We start from the raw sequence: 6,000 nt of genomic DNA on the forward strand, positions 1-6,000 counted from the left end.
ATTTGCAAACTCAAAAAAGTTGGAAACGTGGCATAATGACAGGAAATATGATAAGATTAACTCAGAAGAAATTGAGGGCGTGAGAAAATGGCGGAAAAGAAAGCCGGCGGAATTGTGCATTTCGTCAGAGAATGGGAACAGAAACGGATGCTTTTGCGGATGCTGGAGGTGCTGGACGACGTCCGCCTTTTGAAGCAGCTGCTGGAGTTTGTGGAGAACAAGCTGACTTTTCTTCAACGTAAACAAAGCTGGCTGCAGCTGCGGCACCGCTCGGGGCTGGCTGAGATCCAAGCTGAAACGGACTTTCTCAAACAAATGCGGGAGGCCTTGAAAGGCCGGATCAGCCCAATGGAGAATAACGCAACCGCAAAGCTGCTGGGATTGAAGCTCAGGCAATGGCGGGAAGCGAAAGCGATCACGATGCAGGATCTGGCTGAGCGGTCTTATTTTACTTTTGAAGATCTTCAGGCGATTGAAGACGCCGCTTATCCGGCGATGGACAGTCTGGATCTGGAACATCTGATGGAATTGCTGGAAGTGGATTCCCTGGATACTCTGCTGCGGGATCAGGCCAAGCCGGAAAATAAAACAGGGTATTCGGATTAACATCCCTTATAAATCAGGGATCAGCAACCACGTTTCAAATGGGTAAGGGACAATGATGATAAAAAAATTCTGGATCTGGCTTCATCAGTTTTTTCAGCGAAAATCTCCGCGGGAAAATGCTGCAATTTCAATCGCGAATCAACAACAAATCTGGTTTGAACAATGTGAGCCGGGCTTTCTGGTATGGGCGCAGATGCCGCTGCCATCGGAAGAACTGGCGAAAATTGATCCGGCCCATCGAATTCGTCCATATCTGATTCTTGCCAGGATAAAACAGGAATTGACAGCTAAAGCCTGTTCGTCCAGTCCATATTCCGGTCTGCGGGAATATCAGACGACAATGCTGGCCAGAGATCATCCGCTGGGGAAGCAAACCTATATTGATTTGAAGCACAATGTGACGCTGAGAGCGGAACTGCTGCAAAATAAACCGATTCCCGTAGAACGGCATGATCTGCGCCGGATCCAGAAACATCTTGTGCTGATTTCTCATCTGGATCATATTTATCATCCCTATCTCAATGTGCCGCTGCTTTGGGAGAAGGGGGATATCCTTGAAATTGATCATGATCTGTGGTATCTGCAGGAATTTATCCCCGGGAAACTGCGGTTAATCCGGCTCTGTCATCAATACCGCGCGTACATGGAGGATGCGGGATGGAATCTGTTTTTCTGCGGCCGCCGCGGTTATTTCGCTGATTTTGCCCATCCGGCCGTCTTTCAGGGGAAAACCCGGCTGGAACTCGTTTACCGCGCCGCCGCTCATGAAATCGCCTATGCGGATTATTGCCAGACCCAGGGTAAGGATCAGTATATCAAGTGGGTGCCGGGGTATATCGTGAAGCGGGAGGATGAAACGTATATCGTTCTGTCCAGGTTAGAGCGCGGCTGGTTCTGCCTGGAATGGCACCGCAGCCGGAAGAAGTGGCGGACGCGGTGTGTCCGGGATTTCAATGGGATGGAATGCGTGGGAAAAGTTCGGCGGCTGAAACTGCGGACGCTGATCGCATCGTTGATGAATTCCGGAATCGTACTGTTGGAAGAACTGGATCCAACGCTGCTTGACTATCTGGGTGGGCAGGAATTGGATTGGGAAACGTTAAAGAGGGAAGCGGGGATGGCGGTGCTGATCAAAGGGATCAACCGGGCCGCTGCATAAATCTTTTTCGTCGAAGCCGATCCGGGAAATCTGGCATCCGGTTTGAAGACAGATAGACATCCGTCAGACTATGAAGCTAAAAAGAAAAATCCGTTTCTTGCCCAATCTGCATTGGGAAAAGGAACGGATTTTCTTGTTAAAAAGGATCGCAGCGATGTTCAGCTTCATTCAGTGAGAAACGCTGCGGATTCGATGTTACTTGGCGGACAGGGCGATGAATTCGTCGATCATGGTCTCCACAATCGCCAGAGAATCGCGCCAGAAATCCGGCTTGGTGATGTCGATGCCCGCCATCGCCGCCACGTCCTCGACACTGCTGACGGTCGTCGCTTCCAACAGGCGGTTGTACTTGTCGACAAAGGCCGGGCCTTCCTTCTGATACTGCGCGTACAGACCCTTGGCAAACAGGCAGCCGAAGGCGTATGGGAAATTGTAGAAGTTTAAGCCGGCGTCGTAATAATGGCTCTTGCAGATCCACATATACGGATGCAGCTGGCTGTGATCGAGACCCGTGCCGTAGGCTTTCTTCTGTGCCCGCAGCATGATGTCTTCCAGATCGTCGCTGAACAGGAAGCCGTCTTTGCGCTTTTCCACAACCTCGGTTTCGAACAGATAGCGGGAGTAGATATCACAGATGACCTGCGTAACATCCTGCAGCGTGCTTTCGATCAACATCATCTTTTCCTCATCGCTGGCGGCGTCGCGGATCGCGGCGTTCATGATGACCGTTTCATTAAAGGTTGAGGCGGTTTCTGCGACCGGCATCGAATAGCGGGTGTTCAGCGGACTGTGGTTTTCAATCCGGTGGCCGTGATAGGCGTGACCCAGTTCGTGCGCTAAGGTGACGACGTCGCTGAGCGAACCGTCAAAGTTGGTCAGCACGCGGCTCTGCTTCAGCATCGGCAGGTTGCAGCAGAAAGCACCGCCGACCTTGCCCTTGCGCGGGAAGAAGTCGATCCACTCCTCGTCGAAGGCGCGCTCGATGATCCCGGCGACATCCTTGGAGAATGGCGTGAAGTTCTGGATCAGATACGCTTTCGCTTCATCGGTGGTGAAGGTGCGGGTGCTTTTGCCCATCAAGGCGAACAGTTCGTAAAACGGCAGGCCGTCGGTGTAGCCGAGCAGCTCTGCTTTGTGACGCAGATAAGCGTGGAAGCGCGGCAGCGCTTCGTCAATCGCCGTGAACATCGCGTCCAGCGTTTCCTTCCGCATGCGGGAATTGAACAGCGTCATGTCCAGAACGGAATCAAAGTGACGCAGCTCGCTGACGGTGTTCGCTTCGCCTTTGATCGAATTCAGTGCGAAGCAGACGGCGTCCTTGATTTTATCATAAGCTTTTAATTCCGCTTCATAGGCTTTTTTACGAACGGTTGGATCGGTGCTGTAAGCGAGGTTGCGGATCGAGGATAACGTATAATCCTGACCGTCCATCGTGACGGCGACCGTCGAGGTCATGTATTCCTGCAGCTGTGCCCAGGCGTTGGAACCGTTCAGCTCCATTTTCCCGATCGCGTCCTCGACCTCGTCGCTTAACGTATGCGCGGCATGGCTGCGGATTTCCTGCAGCCAGAAGGCATGCTGCTGAAACAGCGGGTCGCTGGGGATCAGCGCGTCCAGATCCTGGGTCGCGATCCATTTCTGGAAGCGGGTTGAAGCCAGCGCCGACTGGCTGGTCTTGATCTGAAAGCGGGAATTCATGGAAACGGTTTGCTGATCGGCGGTGTTGGCGGACTGGCGCAGCGAGAGATACGCGCCCAGCCGGCGGGTCAGCGTCTGGTAGGCGGACAGCTGTTCAATGATCGCTTTCAGCGTCGAGTGCGGATCGCGCTGATCAAGGCTTTCCGCCAGCGCGTTCATCGCGTTGATGTGGGTGTCCAAGGCGGCGAAATCCTGTTGGAAGGCTTCGCTGTCATAGCCGGTGTAGAGATCGTTCAAATTCCATTCTTTCATCCGTTAATCCTCCTGTTTTTTCTGATGTCCTACAATTCCCAGCAAGATGATCGCCAGGAACATGCCGGCGGCCATCCCCGCGCTGTCGATCAGCATATCCCGCAGCTCACAGCTGCGGCCGGCGGAAAACCGCTGCAGATTCTCATCCAGAACCGGGATGATGAAAAACGGCAGCAGTGCCGCTTTGCCCTTCATCCACGACCAGGGCTGAAGCCGGTAGGCGGCGGCGATCAGGCAGCCCAACAAAGCATATTCGCTGAAGTGCGCCAGCTTGCGGATCACGAAGTTTAAAAAATCCGTTTCCGGATGCAGGCCGACGGTATCCAATACCGGCCGGACCCATTCGCTGACCGTCAGGCTCATGCCGTTGGACGTGCCGGCGGAAGCAGCGGAATTGGAAAAAATAAAAATTACCATTAAAGCGACAAGCAGCCAACAACTTTTCTTTTTCATCTTCCGCTCCTTTCTGACTTCCTGTATTATAAACCAACTTTTCCGGTAAAGAAAGAACCATGATATAATGAAACGACAGTGAAGGAGGAATCGCTTTTGGAAATGAAGAAAATGGTCCGGGACCTGCCCTGGGTTCTGATCGGCAATTTTATGCTGGCGCTGGCCGTCGCGATGTTTATCTTACCCTATAATATTCTTTCCGGCGGCGTGGCCGGCATCGCGGTCGCTTTGCAGCCGGTGTTTCATATTGAACCGACGCTGATGGTCAACGGTCTGGTGCTGGGGATGTTTGTGCTGGGCACGGTGTTTCTGGGAAAAGACTTTGCCGTCAAGACGGTGATCAGCTCGCTGGTGTATCCGGTCTATCTGACGATCATCACGCCGTTTGTCCCGCTGCTGCAGCTGGATCCCATCCTGGCTTCGCTCTATGGCGGACTGCTGGCGGGCGTTGGCATCGGGCTGGTGCTGCGGACAGGCGCGAGTACCGGAGGGATGGATATTCCGCCGTTAATTGTCAACAAATATACCGGGATTAAGATTTCGACGCTGGTGTTGATCACCGACGCGCTGACGGTCGGACTGGGCTTGTTCACCTATGGTCTGGAAGCAGTGCTGATCGGCTTTATTTCCGTCTGGGGCACCTCGTTTGGGATCGACAAGATGCTGACGCTGGGCGGCGGCAACGCGAAGGCTGTGCAAATCATTTCGGAGGCGCACGCGCAGATCAATGCCGCGATCCAATCCGAGCTGGATCGGGGAACGACGCTGAGCGACGCGACGGGCGGTTATACCGGAGCACCCCGCAAGGTGATTCTGGTCGTTGTGGAAAAGAAGGAATATCCGAAGCTGCTGGAACTGGTCAACCGGTTTGACGAAAACGCCTTTATGATTACCAGCGACGCAACGGATGTGCATGGAGAAGGCTTCACATTGGAATTCAAGGTCTAGGGAAGTGCTGAAAGCTCAGGATATAAGCCGGTCATAAGTCTGTTGAATCCGCAAAAACGATGGGAAAACGCCTTGGGATCATGGAAGTGCAGTGTAAATGAAAAAGGAAACAGAAGCGGCGCGAAAAGGAAAACGCGCCTTTTTTGTTCCCGCGAAGTCCATCCCGGCTTCATTTTGGGTTTCAGCGAATTGGGCTTAACAGGACAATGCGGCGAGCTAAAAATAAAGTAATATTGAACGGTGGTTAAAATGTAAGAAATCCCAAACATTTTTATTCTATATGGAAAGATTAACCCATGATATAATAAGAACAAATGAGGTGCGGAAAATGCTGGAATTGAAACATATCGCAAAAACATATAAAAATGGCGTAAACGCCCTTTACAATATTAACTTGAAAATTGATCAGGGGGAGTTTGTCTATATTATCGGGCCGACCGGCTCGGGCAAGTCGACGTTGATCAAGCTGCTGGACGGCGAGGAAATCCCGACCAAAGGCAAGGTTGAGGTGGCGGGGATCAACGTCGGGAAGCTGAAGCATTCCAAAGTGCCGTTGTACCGCCGCAATATCGGCGTCGTGTTTCAGGACTTCCGCTTATTGGAGCGGAAAACGGTGTTTGAGAACATCGCGTTTGCGCTGGAGGTCATCAATGTGCCGAAGGAGAAAATCCGCAGGCGGGTGCGCGAGGTCATGAATTTAGTCGGCCTGGACGATAAGGGCAATTCGTTTCCGCAGGAACTCTCCGGCGGGCAGCAGCAGCGGGTGGCGATCGCCCGCGCGATTGCGAACAAGCCGAAACTGCTGATCGCGGACGAACCGACCGGTAACCTCGATCCGCAGAAGTCGGATGAGATCATGACGTTGTTGGAAAAGATCAACCGTG

Annotated in this window: 6 protein-coding genes; 4 read left to right on the forward strand and 2 right to left on the reverse strand. The window is 52.7% G+C overall.

The window, feature by feature from the left end:
- Nucleotides 1-87 precede the first annotated feature (87 nt).
- The gene (locus I2G61_RS15325) at nucleotides 88-606 is read left to right on the forward strand and encodes a hypothetical protein (protein ID WP_072685629.1); all 519 of its coding nucleotides are present in this window, start codon (nucleotides 88-90) and stop codon (nucleotides 604-606) included.
- 52 nt (nucleotides 607-658) lie between these two features.
- Nucleotides 659-1,765 (forward strand): hypothetical protein, encoded by a 1,107-nt coding sequence (locus tag I2G61_RS15330; RefSeq protein WP_139248662.1) that lies wholly within the window; start codon nucleotides 659-661, stop codon nucleotides 1,763-1,765.
- A gap of 195 nt (nucleotides 1,766-1,960) precedes the next feature.
- Here I2G61_RS15330 and I2G61_RS15335 read toward each other — a convergent pair whose 3' ends face one another.
- Nucleotides 1,961-3,715, reverse strand: coding sequence for a M3 family oligoendopeptidase (locus tag I2G61_RS15335; protein ID WP_072685631.1), 1,755 nt, complete (start codon nucleotides 3,713-3,715; stop codon nucleotides 1,961-1,963).
- Nucleotides 3,716-3,718: 3 nt separating this feature from the next.
- Nucleotides 3,719-4,168 carry a VanZ family protein gene (locus tag I2G61_RS15340; protein WP_072685632.1) on the reverse strand — a complete coding sequence of 150 codons (450 nt, stop codon included), beginning with the start codon at nucleotides 4,166-4,168 and terminating at the stop codon, nucleotides 3,719-3,721.
- 102 nt (nucleotides 4,169-4,270) lie between these two features.
- On the opposite strand from I2G61_RS15340, the gene I2G61_RS15345 reads away from it, so the two are divergent.
- Nucleotides 4,271-5,116, forward strand: a complete 846-nt coding sequence (locus I2G61_RS15345) for a YitT family protein (protein WP_072686133.1) — start codon at nucleotides 4,271-4,273, stop codon at nucleotides 5,114-5,116.
- A 328-nt stretch (nucleotides 5,117-5,444) separates the two neighbouring features.
- Nucleotides 5,445-6,000, forward strand: a 556-nt coding sequence (locus tag I2G61_RS15350; protein ID WP_195548433.1) for a cell division ATP-binding protein FtsE, incomplete at its 3' end; no start/stop codon positions are given.

Source organism: Holdemania sp. 1001095H_141210_F2, from assembly GCF_015558105.1.
Lineage (GTDB): Bacteria > Bacillota_I > Bacilli_A > Erysipelotrichales > Erysipelotrichaceae > Holdemania.